At 42.1% G+C, this 20,165-nt stretch carries 14 protein-coding genes; 4 read left to right on the forward strand and 10 right to left on the reverse strand.

The features are described from left to right. Nucleotides 1-11 precede the first annotated feature (11 nt). Both ABIB50_RS01510 and xth read right to left on the reverse strand, forming a co-directional pair. Nucleotides 12-1,499, reverse strand: coding sequence for a TlpA family protein disulfide reductase (locus tag ABIB50_RS01510; RefSeq protein ID WP_429376648.1), 1,488 nt, complete (start codon nt 1,497-1,499; stop codon nt 12-14). A gap of 199 nt (nt 1,500-1,698) precedes the next feature. Further along, nucleotides 1,699-2,472 carry an exodeoxyribonuclease III gene (gene xth / locus ABIB50_RS01515; protein ID WP_429376649.1) on the reverse strand — a complete coding sequence of 258 codons (774 nt, stop codon included), beginning with the start codon at nt 2,470-2,472 and terminating at the stop codon, nt 1,699-1,701. Between the two features lie 326 nt (nt 2,473-2,798). On the opposite strand from xth, the gene mutS reads away from it, so the two are divergent. Together mutS and ABIB50_RS01525 are read left to right on the forward strand one after the other, a co-directional pair. Next, entirely contained in the window at nt 2,799-5,408 is a 2,610-nt protein-coding gene (gene mutS / locus ABIB50_RS01520; protein WP_429376651.1) for a DNA mismatch repair protein MutS, read from the forward strand. A 149-nt stretch (nt 5,409-5,557) separates the two neighbouring features. Then, on the forward strand, nt 5,558-6,121 hold the full coding sequence (locus ABIB50_RS01525) for a C40 family peptidase (RefSeq protein ID WP_429376652.1): 564 nt from the start codon (nt 5,558-5,560) through the stop codon (nt 6,119-6,121). Between the two features lie 8 nt (nt 6,122-6,129). Here the strand turns inward: ABIB50_RS01525 and ABIB50_RS01530 are convergent, their stop codons facing one another. From ABIB50_RS01530 to ABIB50_RS01545, 4 genes are all read right to left on the reverse strand, one after another. Beyond that, nucleotides 6,130-6,879 carry a TMEM175 family protein gene (locus tag ABIB50_RS01530; RefSeq protein ID WP_429376654.1) on the reverse strand — a complete coding sequence of 250 codons (750 nt, stop codon included), beginning with the start codon at nt 6,877-6,879 and terminating at the stop codon, nt 6,130-6,132. Nucleotides 6,880-7,025: 146 nt separating this feature from the next. Then, entirely contained in the window at nt 7,026-8,936 is a 1,911-nt protein-coding gene (locus ABIB50_RS01535) for a DUF3857 domain-containing protein (protein ID WP_429376655.1), read from the reverse strand. 11 nt (nt 8,937-8,947) lie between these two features. Continuing rightward, a complete protein-coding gene (locus ABIB50_RS01540; protein WP_429376657.1) occupies nt 8,948-10,900 on the reverse strand; it encodes a DUF3857 domain-containing protein in 1,953 nt (650 codons plus the stop codon). Nucleotides 10,901-11,084: 184 nt separating this feature from the next. After that, nucleotides 11,085-12,959: a DUF3857 domain-containing protein gene (locus ABIB50_RS01545; RefSeq protein WP_429376659.1), complete on the reverse strand. Its 1,875-nt coding sequence runs from the start codon at nt 12,957-12,959 to the stop codon at nt 11,085-11,087. Nucleotides 12,960-13,083: 124 nt separating this feature from the next. Here ABIB50_RS01545 and ABIB50_RS01550 point away from each other — a divergent pair, with 124 nt between their 5' ends. After that, entirely contained in the window at nt 13,084-14,106 is a 1,023-nt protein-coding gene (locus ABIB50_RS01550) for an exonuclease domain-containing protein (RefSeq protein WP_429376661.1), read from the forward strand. 46 nt (nt 14,107-14,152) lie between these two features. On the opposite strand, the gene queG is transcribed toward ABIB50_RS01550, so the two are convergent. After that, nucleotides 14,153-15,112 carry a tRNA epoxyqueuosine(34) reductase QueG gene (gene queG / locus ABIB50_RS01555; protein ID WP_429376663.1) on the reverse strand — a complete coding sequence of 320 codons (960 nt, stop codon included), beginning with the start codon at nt 15,110-15,112 and terminating at the stop codon, nt 14,153-14,155. Between the two features lie 74 nt (nt 15,113-15,186). Here queG and ABIB50_RS01560 point away from each other — a divergent pair, with 74 nt between their 5' ends. Continuing rightward, nucleotides 15,187-15,426: a hypothetical protein gene (locus ABIB50_RS01560; RefSeq protein ID WP_429376664.1), complete on the forward strand. Its 240-nt coding sequence runs from the start codon at nt 15,187-15,189 to the stop codon at nt 15,424-15,426. Nucleotides 15,427-15,819: 393 nt separating this feature from the next. On the opposite strand, the gene ABIB50_RS01565 is transcribed toward ABIB50_RS01560, so the two are convergent. The 3 genes from ABIB50_RS01565 to ABIB50_RS01575 form a co-directional block, all read right to left on the reverse strand. Further along, the gene (locus ABIB50_RS01565; protein WP_429376665.1) at nt 15,820-16,605 is read right to left on the reverse strand and encodes a polysaccharide deacetylase family protein; all 786 of its coding nucleotides are present in this window, start codon (nt 16,603-16,605) and stop codon (nt 15,820-15,822) included. Nucleotides 16,606-16,675: 70 nt separating this feature from the next. Beyond that, a complete protein-coding gene (locus tag ABIB50_RS01570) occupies nt 16,676-17,785 on the reverse strand; it encodes a Gfo/Idh/MocA family protein (RefSeq protein ID WP_429376667.1) in 1,110 nt (369 codons plus the stop codon). Continuing rightward, the gene (locus ABIB50_RS01575; protein ID WP_429376669.1) at nt 17,775-20,105 is read right to left on the reverse strand and encodes a GH92 family glycosyl hydrolase; all 2,331 of its coding nucleotides are present in this window, start codon (nt 20,103-20,105) and stop codon (nt 17,775-17,777) included. The genes ABIB50_RS01570 and ABIB50_RS01575 overlap by 11 nt, the downstream gene beginning before the upstream one ends. Nucleotides 20,106-20,165: the final 60 nt, after the last annotated feature.

Genomic DNA, 20,165 nt, shown 5'->3' on the forward strand with positions numbered 1-20,165 from the left:
GCTTAAACTAATTAATTTTTCTTTAACAACGTATCTAATTGTGCCTGCAATGCCGGGTTTGAGGGTCTAAACGCATCTGCCGAAACGATCTTGCCATCAGGGTCAAGTAATATAAACCGGGGGATGCTATGTATGTCATAACTGGTTATAAAGGCCGAATGCCAGTCATTGTCGGCAAAAACCTGTATGCCGCCTAAGGCGTTATCTTTTACAAAGTTTTTCCATTTTGTCATATCCTTCTTTTCATCAATAGAGACACTTACAAACTTGATGTTGTCATGCTCATATTTTTGCTCCACCGTTTTAAGTGATGGTATCTCTGCTTTACAAGGGCCGCACCAGGTAGCCCAAATATCCATATAAACATATTTACCTTTTAAGCTGCTCAGATCTACTGGTTTATCATGTGCGTCCTTATAAACAAATTGCGGCGACAAGGTACCCGGCGCAGTTAACTTCAGATTATTATATCCCCTGGTTATTTGCGTTTTGTAGTAAGGGTCTGTAACAACGGCCATATATTTGGTATAAGTTGCTTCAAGTTTATCGCCTGGCCTCATCAGCGACATCATTATCACGTATAATAATCGCTGTTTAATGTAATCATTGCTGATCTCTTTGTTGATAATATCAAAGCGTATTTCATTCGCGTTTTTGCCATCACTGTAAGGATTCCTGGTCCTGTCGGCACTTATAAGCTGAGCTAATCTTTTTTCTACCAGTTCTCGATATGTTGTTGAGAATTGATATAATTCCCCATTATTAATATCAAAATCCTTCCATATTCTTTTTTGAGTCAGGTCACGGCCTTGTGCATCCATTCTTTTAACATGCATTTTGGTCATCAAGTCTATCATCTTGGTAGTTACTTCTTTGATATTTTCCCTGGTAACAGTTCTTGAAACTGCACGCGACTCTCTTTCCATCTGCGGGTCGACGCCATATTTCCTGCTATACACATCTACACTGTATCTAACCAAATAATCTATATTGGTTTGCTGTGTTCTTACAAAAAACTTGTCCAAGCTGTTATCTGCCAATAATGCTGATGCTTTTGCAGTGTAATCATCCATCTGTTTCATAAAAACAGCGGGCTCCGTGTCTAACGGCTTATCAAATAAAGCACTATATTGAAAAGGCAAGTATTGTTTTACAGACTCATTTATCTGGTTAAATATATTGTTCTCTTTACTCCCTTTGCCTGTGAATATATAAACCGAATCTATTTTATTAATTACAAGGTTCATTTGGGGTTCAAGATAAATTGCTGTACCATTAAAACTGTAGTAATTGGCGCTATCTATTGGAATTATCTTGCTAAAATTTCCGGAATAGTCTACAGGTATTTTAACAGAGAAATGGTTTGCATTGCCCAGTAAAATAGAGTCGCCCGCCATTTTAGGAATTTTGCCCGAAATTTTAGCGGTATTTTTTGATTGTGCAAAGCAAGTGACGCTGAAAAGCACAAATAAACTGGTAAATAATTTTCTGATTGCCATCGGTTTAGTATAGGTAATACAAGGTAGTAATTTTTACTTAATTACAAATTAGTACACTAACTTTATCTCTGCTGCGTACGTGGAGTGGAAAAGTTATTCCATCATTATTATGATCCGTTCCCGGTGGTTGAGCATTATGAAAAAGTTAAACAAGTGCAGAATAGAGAATCGCTCGGGCCGTTGCTTTTTTTAATATTACCTACACATCCCCCAACTCCACCCAAACCGGCGCATGGTCGCTTGATTTTTCCCAGCCGCGTACGTGTTTGTCAACGCCTGCAGCCAGCAAACTCCCTTCAATTTCAGGGCTCAATAAAAAATGATCTATCCGTAAACCTGCGTTTCGGCCGTAGGCGTTTCTGAAGTAGTCCCAAAAGGTATAGATGGTTTCGGTAGGATATAGCTTGCGGATGGCATCGGTCCAGCCTTGGGCTAACAGGCGGTGAAAAGCTTCGCGTGTTTCGGGCCTGAATAGGGCATCGTCAAGCCAACGTTCGGGTTTGTACACGTCCTGCTCAGTAGGCATAACGTTGTAGTCGCCGGTTAGTACCACAGGGATACCACGTGCCAGTAAGCCTGCGGCATGGCTTATAAACCGCTCGAACCATTGCAGCTTATAATCAAATTTGGGCCCCGGTGCGGGGTTGCCGTTGGGTAAGTATAAGCAACCTACTACCACGCCGTTTACAAAAGCTTCAATATAGCGGCTGTGCAGGTCCTCCGGGTCGCCGGGCAGGCCGCGTTTAAGTTCCTGTAGCTCGCCCTTAGCCAGTATAGCTACCCCGTTCCAGCTTTTTTGGCCGTGCCAAATAGCGTTGTAGCCGGCGTCAATAATAGCTTGTTCGGGAAATTTTTCCTGTGGTGCTTTAAGTTCCTGCAGGCAAACCACATCGGGCTGGGTTTCTTCCAGCCAGCGAAGCAATACCGGCAGGCGGCCATTAACGCCGTTAACATTGTAGGTAGCTATTTTCATGTTCTAAACTTATAAAAAATGTAACGCAATTTTGTTTGGAATACCTTTATTTATATAAATGCTGACCTTTGTTTTATTTCCTTTTTTAACAAATTGATAGTCAATTCATTAAATCAAAATCTTGTTTCATTTTGTTTCACTCGTTTTTTGTAAGCTGTTTACTGTCAATTATTTAAGTCGAAATCGTGTTTCACGTGTTTCATTTGTTTCACATTCGCGTGAAACAGAACAGGCAGTCTATCCACAACCTGCCGAATTTTCAACAATCCACATAAAGCCCAATCATTGCATTAACTTTACCAATTACTTAAAAAAGAATAGATCGCTTGGCTAAAGACGCAACTAAGGAAACACCCTTAATGCAGCAGTATAATGCAATTAAAACAAAGTACCCCGGTGCTTTGCTGCTGTTTCGCGTAGGCGATTTTTACGAAACGTTTGGCGAAGACGCCATCAAGGCAGCCGGCATTTTGGGCATTACCCTTACCCGCCGTGGTAACGGTGCCGCCACGTTTATCGAGCTGGCAGGTTTCCCGCACCACTCGCTGGATACCTACCTGCCAAAGCTGGTGCGTGCCGGTCAGCGCGTAGCTATATGCGACCAGCTGGAGGACCCGAAAACCACTAAAACCATTGTAAAACGCGGTGTTACCGAACTGGTTACACCCGGCGTCGCTATTAACGATGGTATCCTTAATCAAAAAAGTAACAACTACCTGGCATCGCTGTACTTCGAGAAGAACAGTATAGGTATTGCCCTGATTGATATCTCGACCGGCGAATTTTGGGCCGCGCAGGGTAACAGCGATTATATCGATAAACTATTGCAGGGCTTTAACCCAAGCGAGGTTATCTACCAAAAAAGCAAGCAAGCGGACTTTAAAGAGAATTACAGCGACAGGTATTACACCTATACGCTTGATGAATGGCCCTATAGCGGCGATTACGCGCACGAAACCTTGTTAAAGCACTTCGGTGTCAAATCATTAAAAGGGTTTGGTATAGATAAGCTAAACCTGGGCATTGTGGCCGCGGGTGTGGCCTTACATTACCTGAATGAGACCGAGCACCGTAACCTGCAGCATATCTCGGCCATTGGCCGGATAGAAGAGGATAGGTACTTGTGGCTGGACAGGTTCAGTATCCGTAACCTGGAGCTGATCGGTTCGGCCAATGAGAACGCGCGGACCTTAGTGGATGTGCTCGACCATACCTGCTCGCCAATGGGGGCAAGGCTATTGCGCCGCTGGATAGTGATGCCGCTTAAAGAGCTTAAACCCATTAACGACCGCCTTGGCGTGGTTGAATACCTGATAGGCGAGGAACAACTGCGCGAGGAGCTGCAACAGTACATTCGCCAGATAGGCGACCTGGAACGGCTGATATCAAAAATTGGCCTGCAAAAAGCCAACCCGCGCGAGGTTTGCCAGTTAAAGAAAGCGTTGCTGGCTATCGAAACGATCAAAAAACTTTGTGAGCAATCCATCAGTCTGCCATTAAAAGCGATAGGCGAGCAGCTTAATCCCTGTGCACTCATCAGCGATAAGATAGCCAAAGAACTGCATCCCGAGCCACCGGTTATGCTGGTAAAAGGTTCGGTGATGAATGATGGGATAAATGAGGAATTGGACAGGTTGCGGAAAATAGCGTTTGGAGGCAAGGGATATTTATTAGAGATCCAAAAACGCGAAGCGGAGAGCACGGGCATACCGTCGTTAAAAGTGTCGTTCAATAACGTATTTGGCTACTATCTGGAAGTTACCCATACGCATAAGGAAAGGGTGCCTGCCGATTGGATCCGCAAGCAAACCCTTGTAAATGCCGAGCGTTACATCACCCCCGAACTAAAGGAATACGAAGAACAAATATTAGGCGCCGAAGAAAAAATCCTGGCGCTTGAAACCAAACTTTATAACGACCTGCTATACGCGCTGGCTGAATACATTAAACCTATCCAGCTAAACGCGCAGTTAATTGCAAGGCTGGATGTGCTGTTAAACTTTGCCACCATAGCTATCAAAAACTACTACGTTAAGCCGCAGATGAATGATAGTAAGGTGATTGATATTAAAGGCGGCCGCCACCCGGTTATTGAAAAGACGCTACCGCAAGGCGAAGAGTATATCACCAATGATGTGTTCCTTGATTCTGAAACGCAGCAGATCATTATTATTACCGGTCCAAACATGGCGGGTAAGTCGGCTTTGTTAAGGCAGACGGGCCTGATTGTATTAATGGCGCAGATGGGGTGTTTTGTGCCGGCAAAATCAGCTTCATTAGGGTTGGTTGATAAGATCTTTACCAGGGTAGGGGCATCTGATAACCTGTCATCAGGCGAATCGACCTTTATGGTGGAGATGAATGAAACGGCCAGTATCCTGAATAATGTGTCAGACCGGAGCCTGATATTATTGGATGAGATAGGCCGTGGTACCTCAACTTATGACGGGATCTCCATAGCCTGGTCCATTGCCGAATATTTGCATAATCATCCATCGGCGAAAGCCAAAACATTATTCGCGACCCACTACCACGAGTTAAATGAGTTAAGCAATACCTTTAACCGTATTAAAAACTATAATGTAACCGTTAAGGAGATAGGTCACCAGATCATCTTCCTGCGCAAGCTGGTGCCCGGTGGCAGCGAGCATAGCTTCGGGATCCACGTTGCTAAACTGGCCGGTATGCCGCAAAAGGTATTAAGCCGCGCCAACGAGATATTGAAGAAGCTGGAGAACGAGCGTACCGGCGGCGAACATATTAAAGAAAGCATCCGTAAAGTGCAGAAGCAGGCCGTGCAGATGCAGATGTTCAGTATCGACGATCCTGTACTGGTAAAGATCCGCGATACCCTGAATAATCTTGATGTTAATACCTTGACCCCTGTTGAGGCGCTGATGAAGCTGGATGAGATCCAGCGGGTTATAAAGGGGTAAAGAGATAGGTGTCTTAGGCTCTCGAAGCATGCGGGAGGGCCTTTACGCTCACTCTTCGAGTGCCTCAGGGTGACACCTGTTTAATATCTATGTTAATATGTTAAAAACATCCGTCTACCTTTTTTAACCTTTCCTTTTACTTTTATGGGATGAAGTTGAACCGTTACGCTTTACTTTGTTGTGCTTTTGTAGTTATGCTATCGGCTTGCCATAGTAAAAAGGCTGCGCTAAAAGGCGAGGCAGGCGAAATAGTAAAGCCACAACCCAGCATTGCCGAAAAATATGCCGCTATAATGGGAGTTAAGGAAAGCGATATCAAAAACGGCCGCCTTTATAATTTTATTGAATTATGGACCGGTGTTCCCTATAAATTTGGCGGATTAGACAAAGACGGTGTAGACTGCTCGGGCCTTACTTTATTATTGGAGCAGCAGGTATATGGTATTAACCTGCCACGCATTACCTACCAGCAAGTTGCAGTTATTAAACGTAAATATGAGGAGGAACTAAAAGAAGGCGACCTGGTATTTTTTGACTTTGACGGAAAACAGTTCAGCCATGTAGGCGTGTACCTGCAAAACGGCTATATCGTACACGCCAGCTCTACTAAAGGTGTAATTGTAGTGCCTTTGCATGGTTTTATGTATAAATACTTCTCAAGGGCGGGGTCTATAATCACAGATACAACGGTTTCGGCTTTAAAAAGTGAATAGCGACATTATTAGGTTTTAGTTATAACCTGCTTTTTGCGTTTAGCTTTTACGTATCGGTACAGTTGTGCTATTAGCGGGCCCTTATCACCGGCAGGATAATATTTTTTCTTCACTTGTGAAATGACTATCCCATACACCGCCACCACATATACAGGTACGTAATAGGGGAGGTTTAAAAAAGTTAATGCTATTAAAACCGCCATTAAAGCCGGGATTAAAAAAAGATTTACCCGGCCTATTTTCCATTCAAAATTTGTTTCTAAGTCGACTGCGTTAATACATAATTTATCCCTGTTCTTTAATAAATAACGGGATATCAATGATTGCGTAAATATGGTAGAAAACAAAACCGCGACATAAATTAACCAGGTCAAATTATATATTTCTAACTGTGTCTCCGGGTTTGTTTTGCGCGTAATTAAAGAAACTGCAAAGGGGAACAAGGTTACCGTAAAAAGAAAGAGGAGATTAAGGCCTAATAACTTTTGATCATAATCCTTTAAATATCTAAATAGCTTTAAATGAGCTACCCAAAACCTAGCTACTAATCCAAAGGTTATTACGTAGCCAAAAAACTTTAATATCAGTTCTTTAAAAGCATCGTGGATTTCTTTATCACCAAGTTTGTTTATCGCTTCCGGTAGCTTTAATTCTAACACCATTATAGTTAGAATAATGGCAAATACAGCATCGGTAAATAAAACTACCCGCTCAAGTTGAAACTCCTTCTTTATTTCTTCTTCCTCTTTTATATCCATAGCTAAATATAATTCAATATTTTTGTAATCAATATGGCAAAGCAAGATTATTCATTCTGGACAAAGTACAAACGTTTTGCAGGGAACGAAATACTGTTATACGTAATAATGATACTCGGAATAATCTTAGGGATCTGGATATTTAGTTAATTGCCTTTTACCAGCGTTATGCTATAGTTATCCGCGTCAACCACTTTCTGGTAAAAATCTACAAAATCCTGATAAGTGGTTTTATCGTAGGTGCCATCAATCAGCTGCATTTTACGGCTGTATACCAGCTTGTCGCCCTTTAAGCTTATCCTTGCCGAGTAATTTCCAAACGGCTTGTTGATGTTTACGTTAAGCGGTATCTTTTCTAAGTGATAGCCGGCAGGTATGGTATAGTTTATTTCATCGTCATCAGTAAACCCTTCGTTTATATAAAAATTGGTTTGCCGGTTGCTCACCTCGCGTGGGGTATGCCCGGCGCGGTTTACCGAGTTTACCTGGAAGTATAACTTATTTGCATCGCCCGACGCATAGTCGCGTGCCGAAAGTTTCAAATATTCGGTAGTTGCGGGCTGGCTGGATTTATCCTGTTTAAAGCTGATGCTTTCAACTTCAAGATTGTTAATAGGGTAAAGGTTGTTTAATGCTTTTATCTTTTCGATTTTTGAAGTATATATCAACGATTCCCGGCTATCATATTGGATCCCTTTAAATACCGTTTCCATATCGCCTGTTAACTCGCCTTTTTCATTGAGTGTGAAATTACTTCTGCGTTGCTCCAGGTTAGTTTGCGCCGAATACTTTGGTGTATGCATTAGTTTTCCACCCTCTGGTGTGCACGCAATTACTATACGGTCGTCTGTAAAATCGCCTAAAAAGCCAAAAGGTATTTTTTGACTGGTACACTCTAACCACGTAGTATCATTTTTAAACGGGATACATAAAATAACGTGGTTACCCTGATCCATACTGGTAAAATCGGTTAGCATACTGGTTTTGTTGCCGCCCGCCTCAACCATGCAGTAGTAAGATGGTATGTCCGCAACTTTAAGCAGGGCCTGTGTATAGTTAACAAGGGCTTTGCAATCGCCGTAGTTTAGTTTGTCAACATCCTCAGCTTTAAACGGTTGGTAGCCGCCTATGCCTATCTGTATGCTTATGTAATGCGTTTTTTGCTGCATGTACTCGTAAATCTTTTTTGCTTTCAGCTTTGGGTCGGCAATGTCTTTGGTAAGCTCTTTTATATAGGATTTGGTTTGTTCAGGCAGCTGATCTCTGCTAATCAATAACTTATCATAAAACCATTTACCCAGCTCGTTCCAGTTGGTAAACGAGCCATCTATGCCCTGGTATGAGAATTTTTCGGGTGCTATTTTAACGCTGCTGGCATAGGTATAAGCGTTTGGACTATAGGGCTCGTCCTTAAATGCCTTAACATTACTTATTGACCAGCTATAGGTATTTACACTACCATTATTGCTGATGGTTGCCTTTGCAGGCAGGTTGGTCTCCTTATACCGAATATTAAAACCGGGCTTGCATATAAACGTGTATGAACTTTTTTCGATAGCCACACCGGTGCCCGGGTTAGGGTGCCAGTTTGGGAAATTAAGAGATTGCTTCATCCGTACCTCGTACTCGTACTCAATCGTATATGGATAATTTACAACAGAAGGTATGAAATGCGATACACGCGAATCTTCAAACAACGAGAAATTGTTGGCAGCACTCACATCTTCAAAATCACTGTCAGAGAACTTACTGATCTTTTTCCCCCACTCATCATAAATAACCCCTTTGGCGTATTTAATGGTAATGCTTTTATCGTGCCAGATAAAAATATGTGCCAGGTCGTTTCCGTTTTTATTTAAAACAGTTATAGCAGCTTTTATATGGTAAATAGTATTATCTAAGGATTTCACTTCGATAGTTTCTTCTTTGTTACGTACGATGCTACTGGCATACGGCAATAAATTTTTTGAAATAGAAGCTGCGCTATAATTCTCCTGCGCCATAGCTATATTATTGGCTATCACAAGCAGGAAAAATGTTAGCAGGGGTATTCTCATAAATTAAGATATTATATCTTTTTCTTAAAGATCATTTCTGATTTCTCTTCCAGTATTATTTTGTTGTACAGCTCTTTTAAAGACTGATATTCGTCACTCGAATAAACAGGTTTTTTAAACGAAATAATATTGGAGAACGAAAATGAATTACCATTTGGCTGGTACATCACTACAAACCTGCCGCCATCGTTTGGCAAGGATATCGACTCGGGTTTGGGCTCATTTTCTATGGTGTATCCATCCGGCAATATCATGTTCAACACAAATTTCGTGTCCGACGGCATCCCCCAATCTACCGGGTAGGTGCGGTCGGACAGTTTAAACGGATTGGTTACCACTCTGTTAAATAAGTATGGGTTAAAGCTTAAGCTTGAATGATTAAGGTTATCATATCCCTCTAACTCAACTTCGTAATTCTCAACTACCGGCAAGTCAAGGCTATCAATGTTTGTTATGTTAGACTTTATGATCTTAACCCTCGTTAATTTTTCGTCCAGGTTCTCAACGTATTCCTGCACGGTATTAAACTTTTTAATAGCCTTACGTTTCTCATACGCGGCATAGCCGGATGATCTGTTAATTAACGAGCCTTTTAACTTACCGTTATCCTGTAAGGTGAGGTTAAATAAATAAGTGTTGTTTTGATTTTGATTAGCCAGCAGATCAACCCATTCTGACGGTTTATCCATACTTATTGCCCTGCCTTTATCATTGAGGCAACGCATTGGCAACATCCCGAAGGATAACATGGCATCGGTAGCGTCAAGCAAGTAGGTTTTATCTGCTATAGTAACCCGCGCAATAACGTAATTAAACTCTTTAATAACCGGGTATAACTTGTTTACCATCCCGTTGTCGCGGGTTGATAGTAATACGGCGTCGGCAGTAAAACCTGCCGCATTTAATGCTGATACTAAGGATAGGTTAATATCCGCGACCGAACCGTAATGCTTGTCCAACGCGGCACGGATATCCGGGCTATAAATGCCGCCGGCGTTTGTCCATTTTATATTTTGCTTAATATAGTTGTAAATGGCTTTAGCTTTAGCTAACGGATCTGGTATATGTGCAATTACCGGAGTGATCTTGTCTTTCAGCAGATCTTTCTTCCTAAGCTGTACGCCGAAATAATCTTCTTTTTTTAGCTGGTTCTCAACGTCTTTCCATTGTACGGTCACCTTTTTATGATCGCCGGTATAAGGGTGTGTGTATTCCGAAAGCTCAAAATATATGGCCGACATAAAGTTTTTAGGGGCCGTCATATAGTCTTCGGTGACAAATGCGGGGATGTTATCCATTTCGTAAGTGGAATGCAGGCAATCACCTTTCGTCGCGCCAAACACAAAGCATTGAACCTCGCGCTCTGAGGTGTTTTTGGTTAACTTTTGGCTGCCCTTTAACACTGCGTTGTAAGTCCAGAAGGCGGGTATATGGGGCTCGTACTTTGAGCGCACCTTTGGTATATCGCCCTGGAAGCGCCACTCGTGGAAATTATCAAACCAGGGGGTGTCAAACCTATAGGTGTATTCAATTATACAGCCATCGCGCAGGGCAGGTAAAGCAAACTTTACAGTTTGGTAGTTTTTGTTTTCGCGGGTGGTATAAACTTTTTTCAGATCTAATTCTTGCGTCTTAACCTGGCCGTTATCGTCTTTATATATGGTTATGCCCTTTATTTCATCTACATTTTCATAGGCTTCATCTCTATTATCGCTATTGTAAATAGGGATGGTAACAGTACCGTACTTAATGCCATCGTTATCAAATATCTTGATCCTGGCGTGATAGGTATAGCGTAAGGTTATACGGCCCAACGACCCCGAAAATATGCTGGCCTCGCCATATTCGTTTAAAAAAACAGCATGTGCCGCCTCGTCGTTTTTGTATCTCGGCATATTTAATTCGGCCTGGTCAACTGTACCGAAAGAGAAATCCTGAGCATTTAGAGCTGTAAATAGTGACAAAAAGACTAAATTAACGAGTAGAAATTTGTTCATCTTATATTTGATAATTGGGCGGTATTAAATTATTTTTACTAATGTAACTACTGTTTCTTTTTTAAAATAATCTCAGATTTCTGCTGTACCATGATACTGTCATAAAACTCTTTTAACGATTGATACTCAGCGGCCAGGTACGTTGGTTTTTTTATGACAAAGTATTGGTTACTGCAAGAGCGTTATCGGCAGGTTGAAAAGTTGTAGAAAAGCGCCCCCCTTGATCGGGCAATGATACGCCGGCACTTGCCGGGCTATTTGCAATCGTATAGTTGTCTGATAAGGATATATTAAGGATGATCTTTAAGTCAGACGGCATTACAAAATCTACCGGGTAACGGCGGCTCTCTGCCTTAAACGGGTTTGTAATTATATGATTAATTAAATATGGATTAAAGCTTATTACATCGCCGTTTTCCTTGGTATCTACTTCGATATCAAAGTCTTCTGAAACCGGCATATCAAGACTATCCAGGTTATTGATCGCTGACCGGGAAATTTTTAATCCCGGCAGGCTTTCCTCAAGGCTGTCAATATATTTTTTTGTATCGCCATATTTTTTAATAAGCGCTCGTTTTTCGTACCCGGCATAGCCAGGGAAGCGGGTTGTTAACGTGCCTTTAAGTTTGCCGTTATCATCCTGCTTTAAATTAAATAAGTAGGTACTGCTCTGGTTTTGATAGGCAGTTAAATCTGTCCAATGTGCCGGTTTATCAGCACTTAATACTCGGCCATTATCATTAAGGCAACGCAGGGGCAATATACCAAATGGAAGCAGTGGGTCTGTAGCGTCTAACAAGTACACCCTGTCGCCCAGATCAACTTGCGCAACCAGGTAGTTAAACGCCGTAGTGCTTGGGAGCTGGCTATTGATTGCCCCATGGTCACGGGTTGACAATATCACTGCGCAACTATTTAATCCCGCCGCTTTTAACGCGGCTACTAATAATAAATTAATATCACCCGAATCACTGGCACGTTTGTTATCTAAAGCCTTACGGATGTTATCACTGCGCAATGCAAAAATGCTATCCCATTTTACAGATCTTTGGATGTATTTATACACGGCTCTTGCCTGCTCGTATGGATCTGTAATTCCAACAATAACAGGCGTCAGCCTTGCTTTTAAAAAATCCAGCTTTTTTAAAAGAGCCCCTAAATTAGGATCAAGCTGAAAAAATTTATCAACCTCCTCCCACTTAAAATTCACATCTACACGTTTGTCGGAGAATAACGAGGTGTATTGCGATTGCTCAAAGTATACCCCAGCCATGAAGTTTTTTGGTGTGCTCATATAATCTTCTTTAACAAAAGCCGGTATATCGGTCATCTCATACAAAGCATAAGCGCAGTCAATTTTTTGAGATCCAAGAAGAAAACATCCAGTAGCTATGCTTGTCGAATTACGGGTTAATTTAAGATTCCCCCTCAGCATAATTTTATACGACCAAAAAGCAGGCACCCTGGTGTCATAGGTCGATATGATCTTAGGGATTTCGCCCTGGAACAACCATGTATGGTAATTTTGTAAAAATGGGGATACTATACGATAAGTATAATCTACTATGCAGCCGGGCCGTAACCCCGGCATGGTAAATTTGACCGTTTTGTGATTTTTATTTTGCCTGTTATTACGAATTTTATATGGGTCGAATTCTTCGGTCTGTACACTGCCCTTATCATCTTTGTAGGTGGTTATTCCAGCGACGTCATTAACTTCTTCGGCTACGTAAATGTCATCGGTATTAGATAGCGGAATTTCCACGGAACCATATTTGAGTCCTTCATTATCAAAAATTTTAATTTTAACGTGGTATTCGTGTACCAAAGCGATAACACCGTTCAGGGAAGGAAAAAAAAACGATTCTCCATATTCTTTTAAGATAACAGCATGCGCGTTCCTATCGTTTTTGTAAAATTTCATGTCTAACTCTTCCGGTTCGACCGATCCAACCGTGAAGTTTTGTGCGTTGACCGCTGTAAATAAGGATAATAAAAATAGTTTGACGAGTAAAAATTTCTTCATGTGATATTAACGGTTTGATGCTGTTAAGGTAAAATATTTATCAGATATATTAAATACTTTTAAATAGTTTACCGTGCTGATTTTTTTTAGGACTTTTGCAGCTTAATTACGCTGACCATATAATATGAAATTAAATTTAAAACGCCCTTTGGCATTCTTTGACCTTGAAGCTACCGGCATAAATATTGGTGTTGATCGTATTGTTGAGATCTCGGTAATTAAATTGCATCCTGATGGGAGCGAAGATGTAAAAACCTGGCGCGTACACCCGGAGATGCCTATCCCGATAGAATCGTCATTGATCCACGGTATTTATGACGAGCATATAGCCAACGAACCTACTTTTAAGGAAATAGCACCTTTAGTTTCAGAATTTTTAGATAATAGCGACCTGGCCGGCTTTAACTCCAATAAATTTGATATCCCCATGCTGATGGAGGAGTTTTTAAGGGTTGGTGTTTTGTTCGACCTGGATAACCGCCATTTTGTTGATGTGCAGAATATATTCCACCAGATGGAGCAGCGTACTTTAAAGGCCGCCTACCAGTTTTATTGCCAAAAGGATATCATAAACGCCCATAGCGCCGAAGCTGATACCCGCGCCACCATGGAGGTATTACTGGCCCAGTTAGCGCGTTATGAGAACCAGGAATGGGAAGATAAAAAAGGAAATAAAAGCATACCTGTAGTAAACCACGTAGAGGGATTACACAAGTTTACCAATTTACATCGCCCGGTTGATTTTGCAGGCCGCATGGCTTTTAATGACGCAGGCGAAGAGGTGTTTAATTTCGGTAAGCATAAAGGCAAAAGGGTAGAAGATGTATTTAATGCCGAGCCAAGCTATTACTCATGGATGATGCAGGGCGATTTTCCGCTTTACACCAAACGTAAGTTAGAGCAGATCTATAAACGCTGGAACGATAAACGCCAGGCAGAGCGCCAGGCAAAACCGGTACAACCCAAACTTTTTGTAGAGGATACCAAAGCCGAAGCATCCAAACCGACCCAACAGCCATCGGTACAACAAAAAGCATATAACAAACCGTACGAGAATAAGCCCTTTAAAAAGAAGGAAGAACCGGCCGTGCCGGTTAACGAGGATATGTTGAAGTTGTTAGCAGATAAATTTAAGAAGGGATTATAATCGGAGATCAGAGGTTAGTGATTAGTTAATTAGAACAAACAAAATCCTAATCACCAATCTCTAACCCCTGATCACTGTTTCGCAAGAACTCAATATTCCTTTTCAACCCACCAAACTTCGTACGCTTCACTGCCGAGTTCTTAAATACTTTCTGAAAAACATCCTCGGTTATTTCTGTCAGATCAGCGTGATTTAAGCCTAATAACTCGGGATGCGGATCAAAGGCAGGTTCATTATGCAGCACCGAAAATTTATTCCAGGGGCAAACGTCCTGGCAAATATCACAGCCAAACATCCAGTTGTCCATTTTGCCTTTAAATTCGGGCGGTAGCTCGTCTTTAAGCTCAATGGTGAGGTAAGAGATACAACGGCTGCCATCAACCACGTAAGGGCCTACAATGGCGTCTGTAGGGCAGGCATCAATGCAACGGGTGCAGGTACCGCAATGGTCGGCAGTTGGCTCGATGTCATACTCCAGCTCGATATCAACAATCAGCTCTGCTAAAAAAAAGAATGAGCCTGTTTTTTGGTTGATCAAGTTTGTGTTTTTACCTATCCAGCCCAAGCCTGCCTTTTTTGCCCACGCTTTATCCAAAACCGGGGCCGAGTCGACAAACGCACGGCCGCCTACTTCGCCAATCTTTTCGTTTATGGTAGCTAACAGTTGTTTTAGCTTATCTTTAATTACCGTGTGGTAATCCTGCCCATAAGCGTATTTGGATATTTTTGGGGCTGATAGATCAGCCTGGCTATTATCGGTATAATAATTAAGCCCCATTGATATTACCGACCTGGCGCCATCAACCAGCAGGCGGGGGTCAAGGCGTTTATCAAAATGGTTCTCCATGTACCGCATTTCGCCATGCATGTTTTTGTTTAGCCAGGTTTCAAGCCGCGGGGCTTCCTGCTCTAAAAACTCAGCCTTAGCTATACCGCAAAACAAGAAACCCAGTTTCAGGGCTTCCTCCTTTATTAGCGCGCTATATGCCGACTTGTTTTGTTGCATTAGCACAAAGATAACATAAATAAAAAACAGACCCTTTGATTAGCTGTTGTCAATAAACACAAACTAACAAAGCCATGGAAAATACAGCATATAATGACCCGATAGACGACCAAATAACCAATGACGATAATTCTGTTACCAATAAAGACGGCGATAATGAATTGGAAAAAGCCGAACCGCCGCTTAGCGAAGCAGATACTGATGTGGACAGACCAGCCACGCCTGACGATAACATGGGCGATCCAACACCAATAAAAGAGGAGGATGAGGACAACTCCAACAAAGGCCAGGGGCCGAAGGGAGAGAATCTGTAGCTCGCCACCCAGCCCTCTGAATGGGGGCTTTTGAAACGTTATATTATGAAATTTGAAATTTAGTCGGGTGCTTCAATTGTTTCACTTCGGGTGTTTCACTCCGTATCTTATGAAATTCAATAAAACAGATAACTGTCTTATTAAAAGGTGTTTATGTTTGCCTATTTAAAGTTTTTGTACTGTTGCAAACTGTTTCACTCTAAAAATTAAAATATTTATTTTCAGATAGTTAAGTAAAAAGAGTGTTTCAAGTGTTTCACTTTTTTGAATGAAACACCGCACCATCATCAATAGCCTGTTTATTACGATAATTGCAAAACAACAAAGCCGCTTCAATCCAGTTGAAGCGGCTTTGTTATTAAATATTTGTTCCCCCTTCAGGGGGTTAGGGGGTTAAAAGCTATTCCTGATGCTATTGCTCAGCGTTTTTGCAGTCCAGTAACCGCTGTCTAAGATCCTTCTCACACACATCAACGGATCATTAGGATCGCGTTTATCTGCCAGCGCGAAAGCTATCTTGAAACCACGTTTATGCAGCTCAGGGAAACCTGTTTTGTTCCAGATGCCAAACGGATATGCGAAGTAGGTTATCTTCTTGCCGGTTATCTCTTCCAGTTTCTTGGTTGGCTTGTCAATCTGTATGGTCCAATCATCCTTTTTAGGATCAGGATTGTGTTTGTATTTGCTGGTCATGTGGTGATCCCAGGTATGGCTGCCTATTACGTTACCTGCGTCTGACAAGGCTTTAACCTGCTCCTTAGTCATATAATGCGGGCGGCCTATTGATACGGTCATTACGAAATACACTGCTTTGTAGCCATACTTCTTTAATTCAGGCGCGGCGATGGTGTATTGGTCCTCGTCGGTATCATCAAAAGTAAGCATGATAGGTTTCTTTGGCAAGGCGGCGCCGGTTGTAAGGTAAGCATATAGCTGGTCAGGTAGTATGGTGTGGTAACCGCTATCGGCCAGCATTTTGATGTGTTTCTTAAACTCGGCAATTTGTACAATGTAATCTTTGGCGTTTTTGGAGTCTTTAGGGCGCCAGTCTCTTATTTGATGGTAACACAATATAGGCACCTGCTTACGGGCCATTATAACCGCAGGGTTAGTTTGTGCATTAACGGAAACATTTAATAATAAAAGGAAAGCTAATAGGGAGAAAGATAATTTTGACATTTAATGGGGTAGTATTAGTTAAAAAAAGGACTTACGAAGTTTTAAACTCCGTAAGTCCGATAATGTTTTATTAAGGTTGTAAAACAATGCGTTTTCCTTCGGCGATGGAGCGCTTGGCGCCGTCAAGGATTTCCATAGCTACCATATTGTAAGCTAATGATGCCTGATCGCCTTCGCCGGAGATCTGGCCGCGCAATACCGCAGTTAAATAAACTAACGGGTCGTTGTTAGGTGCCTGCAGCGCTTTAGGTATACTAACCGCGCTATAGTTATTCTCTTTAACACCCGAATACCGGGTTTGTACGCTTTTACCATCAAAAGCGTGTATAACACCACGTTCGCCCCAAACTTCCATATCTTTTAAGTTAAGCGCCCAGTTCCATGATGCCTCTATAGAAGCAGTGGCGTTAGGGTATTCAACCAATATGGTAGCATCATCCTCAACTTTAGGATAAACTGAAGGTTTGTAGTGTTTAGCAATAGCAGTAATAGCTATTGGGCGTTGGCCATGCATTAACCAGGTGGCCAGATCGGCACCGTAGCAGCCAAAATCGTTAAGCGCACCTGCTCCGTTTAAAACGGGGTCTGTTAACCACTCTAAAAACTCGGGGCTGCAACCAATTTCTTTTGGCCCGCGGTGTCCGTCACGAATTACCATACGACGGATCTTACCAATGCTGTCCTGGTTAACAACATTGTAAATGTATTGGAACGATGGGTACCACGTGGTTTCATAATTCACCAATACTTTAACATTATATTTCTTCGATAAGGCTTCAATACGCTTCGCCTGAACCAGTGTTGCTGCTAACGGCTTTTCAACCATAACCGGGATATGCAAAGGTGCGCAAACCTCAACAATATCAACGTGCTTGCCAACAGCGTTATAACCCAGCATAACTTCGGGCTTGCGGGCCTTTATCATTTTGTTTACATCATCAAAATACAATGAATCGGGCAGGTTAAAACGTTTTTTGTATTTCTCCCATAACGGGCGGCTTGGCTCGTATATACCAACAATATTAGCCGATCCTTTTTTCATCTGACTGAAAAATCCAAGGATATGATCGTGGTTCAAACCATACACACCTAAACGCAGGCGGGTATCCTGTGCTTTAACAGTAATTGTACAAGCCATGAATATCGCCAGTAACGATAGCGTTGATTTTCTATTTTTCATTTGAAAGCGAATAAGGTGCGCTTGAATCTTTAATCCCTCTTTGTGTATTTGGTTTATCAGACATCACATAGTTTAATACTCCGCCTTTTACCAGATCTGTATGATTGAAATAGTTCAAATCATACGGCTTGCCATTAAATGTTAACGACCATACATACTGGTTAGCATCGCTGTTGTTTGGCGCGTTAATAACCAGTTTTTTGCCGTTCTCAAGCGAAACGGTTAAAGATTTAAATAATGGCGTACCTAAAACATACTGACCACTGGTAGGGCATACCGGGTAAAAGCCCATTGATGAGAAGATATACCAGGCTGATGTTTGGCCGTTATCTTCATCGCCGCAATAACCATCAGGCGTAGCTTTGTATAATTTTTTCATCGCATCGCGGATATGCATTTGTGACTTCCAAGGCTGACCAGCAAAGTTGTACAGGTATAACATGTGCTGGATAGGCTGGTTGCCATGTGCATACTGGCCCATGTTTACAATCTGCATTTCGCGGATCTCATGGATAACACCGCCATAATAGCTATCATCAAATACTGGTGGGATGATGAAGATTGAATCAAGCTTGTTAGCAAACTGTGCTTTACCACCTAATAAGTTAACCATACCCTGGATATCATGTAAGGCAGCCCAGCTATAGTGCCATGCATTACCTTCGGTAAAGGCATCGCCCCATTTAAGCGGATTGAATGGAGTTACCCATGATCCGTCCTTATTTTTACCGCGCATTAAGCCAATTGACGGGTCGAATAAGTTACGATAGTTTAAGCTGCGTTTTTTGTAGATATCTATTTCTGATGCAGGTTTGCCTAATGCTTTGCCTAACTGGTAGATAGCGAAATCATCATACGCATACTCCAAGGTACGGGCGGCGTTTTCGTTGATCTTAACATCGTAAGGTACATATCCTAAAGTGTTGTAGTACTCAACACCACGACGACCGGTAGCGTTAGGGCCTTCATTATTGGCTCCATGTTTTACAGCTTCCCATAATGAATTTATGTCTTGTCCGCGGATGCCTTTTAAGTAAGCATCGGCAACGATAGAAGCAGAGTTATTACCGATCATACAATCAGAATAGCCTGGGCTTGACCACTCCGGCAGCCAGCCGCCTTCTTTATAATCATTAGCCAACCCCATCTGCATTTCTTTGTCTATAGATGGATATACCAGATTAAGGAATGGGTATAATGCTCTAAAAGTATCCCAGAAACCTGTACCAGCAAATTTGTAGCCCGGCATTACTTCGCCGTTTTGGGCGCTATAGTGTACTACTTTGTTTGATGCATCCAACTCATACATTTTATGAGGGAAGAACAACATACGGTAAAGGCTTGAGTAGAAAGTGCGGGTCTGATCAACCGTACCACCTGATACGGAAAGGCGGCTTAATGTTTTGTTCCAGATAGCGCGGCCTTTTGCAGCAGTAGCATCAAAGCTATCGCTGCCTATTTCCCTTTTTAGGTTAGTTTCTGCCTGTTCTAAGCTGATGAACGATGAAGCAACACGCAAGTGTACTACTTCGCCGGTTTTGGTTGAGAAGCCAATAGCAGCTAAAGCGTGCTTAGCATTGGTTTCTAAACCGTTAGATATGGTGGCAGATTCAGGATGAGCGCCTTCGCCACTCCTGTTACCACGGGTTGCATCAGTTATACTGTAAGTACGTGTTAAGGTAAATGCCTTATCAACATAGATAACAAAGTAGTTTTTGAAGTTTTTTAAAGCCGGGCCGGCAGCCTGGGTTGAGTAACCCACAATTTTGTTCTCGCCAGGTATAACTTTAACATACGATCCGTTAGTGAAAGCATCGACAACTATGAATGAGCTATCCGCTTTAGGGAAAGTAAATTTAAATTGTGCAGCACGTTCGGTAGGGGTGATCTCGGTAATAATGTCATGATCAGCCAGATAAGCGCTGTAATAGTATGGCTTAGAGACCTCTGCTTTGTGCGAGAACCAGCTGGCGCGGGCAGCCTGTGTAACCTTTAAGTGTTTGCTTATTGGCATGATAGAAAACTGGCCATAATCCCCCATCCATGGTGATGGCTGGTGCGTTTGTTTAAAGCCCTGGATCTTGTGCGCGTCATAGGTATAAGCCCAACCATCGCCGTTGGGGCCTGTTTGCGGCGTCCAGAAATTCATGCCCCAGGGTACAGCAGTACAAGGGTAAGTGTTACCGTTTGATAGATCTGGCCTTGAATCGGTACCCATTAACGGGTTAACCCAATCTACCGGGCTGGTTACGCTGGTAACTACCTGTGCAAAAGAGTTGCCGCATATTAATAACAATGCAAAAAGTAATATTCGTTTCATAAGGGTTATTTATATATTATGTAACTATGGTATAATTGGTTATAACTTGGTGTTAACCGT

The sequence above is a fragment of the Mucilaginibacter sp. UYCu711 genome, from assembly GCF_050433825.1.
Classification (GTDB): domain Bacteria; phylum Bacteroidota; class Bacteroidia; order Sphingobacteriales; family Sphingobacteriaceae; genus Mucilaginibacter.

Bases quoted from the DNA above. Each gene is read 5' to 3' on its own strand.
- ABIB50_RS01565 (WP_429376665.1), bottom strand. From the start codon at position 16,605: ATGTCAAAATTATCTTTCTCCCTATTAGCTTTCCTTTTATTATTAAAT.
- ABIB50_RS01510 (WP_429376648.1), bottom strand. From the start codon at position 1,499: ATGGCAATCAGAAAATTATTTACCAGTTTATTTGTGCTTTTCAGCGTC.
- ABIB50_RS01560 (WP_429376664.1), top strand. From the start codon at position 15,187: ATGGAAAATACAGCATATAATGACCCGATAGACGACCAAATAACCAAT.
- ABIB50_RS01530 (WP_429376654.1), bottom strand. From the start codon at position 6,879: ATGGATATAAAAGAGGAAGAAGAAATAAAGAAGGAGTTTCAACTTGAG.
- ABIB50_RS01535 (WP_429376655.1), bottom strand. From the start codon at position 8,936: ATGAGAATACCCCTGCTAACATTTTTCCTGCTTGTGATAGCCAATAAT.
- ABIB50_RS01575 (WP_429376669.1), bottom strand. From the start codon at position 20,105: ATGAAACGAATATTACTTTTTGCATTGTTATTAATATGCGGCAACTCT.
- ABIB50_RS01570 (WP_429376667.1), bottom strand. From the start codon at position 17,785: ATGAAAAATAGAAAATCAACGCTATCGTTACTGGCGATATTCATGGCT.
- ABIB50_RS01525 (WP_429376652.1), top strand. From the start codon at position 5,558: ATGAAGTTGAACCGTTACGCTTTACTTTGTTGTGCTTTTGTAGTTATG.
- xth (WP_429376649.1), bottom strand. From the start codon at position 2,472: ATGAAAATAGCTACCTACAATGTTAACGGCGTTAATGGCCGCCTGCCG.
- ABIB50_RS01545 (WP_429376659.1), bottom strand. From the start codon at position 12,959: ATGAAGAAATTTTTACTCGTCAAACTATTTTTATTATCCTTATTTACA.
- ABIB50_RS01550 (WP_429376661.1), top strand. From the start codon at position 13,084: ATGAAATTAAATTTAAAACGCCCTTTGGCATTCTTTGACCTTGAAGCT.
- queG (WP_429376663.1), bottom strand. From the start codon at position 15,112: ATGCAACAAAACAAGTCGGCATATAGCGCGCTAATAAAGGAGGAAGCC.